General features: G+C 42.6%; 1 protein-coding gene. It reads right to left on the reverse strand.

The genetic code is table 11. From position 1 onward, the window contains the following. Positions 1-648, reverse strand: a 648-nt coding sequence (locus ABGX27_00125) for an EF-Tu/IF-2/RF-3 family GTPase (GenBank protein MEO2067907.1), incomplete at both ends; no start/stop codon positions are given.

Raw genomic sequence — 648 nt, forward strand, 5'->3', positions numbered from 1 at the left:
TTAACCTTTCCTGTTACGTCTGTTGTTCTGAAGTAGAACTGTGGCTGATATCCGTTGAAGAATGGTGTATGTCTTCCACCTTCTTCCTTAGAGAGAATGTAAACTTCAGCCTTGAACTTCTTGTGTGGTTTGATTGTTCCAGGCTTAGCTACTACCATTCCTCTTTCTACTTCGTCCTTTCCTACACCTCTTAGGAGGATACCTACGTTGTCTCCAGGAAGTGCTTCGTCAAGTACCTTTCTAAACATTTCAATTCCAGTAGCTACTGTCTTGATAGGTTCTTCTCTTAGTCCAACGATTTCTACTTCTTCACCAACAGTGAGTTTTCCTCTTTCTACTCTTCCTGTAACAACTGTTCCACGACCAGAGATGGAGAATACGTCTTCGATTGGCATTAGGAATGGTTTGTCTACTTCTCTTACTGGTTCTGGAACGTATTCGTCAAGAGCGTTTACAAGTTCGTAGATTGGTTGACAGTCTGGACAGTCTGCAGATGTACACTCAAGTGCTTTAAGAGCAGATCCTCTGATTACAGGAACTTCGTCTCCTGGGAATCCATATTCGTTGAGGAGTTCTCTTACTTCAAGTTCAACGAGTTCAAGGAGTTCTTCGTCGTCTACCATGTCACACTTGTTGAGGAATACAACG

The sequence above is a fragment of the Desulfurobacteriaceae bacterium genome (assembly GCA_039832905.1).
GTDB lineage: Bacteria > Aquificota > Aquificia > Desulfurobacteriales > Desulfurobacteriaceae > Desulfurobacterium.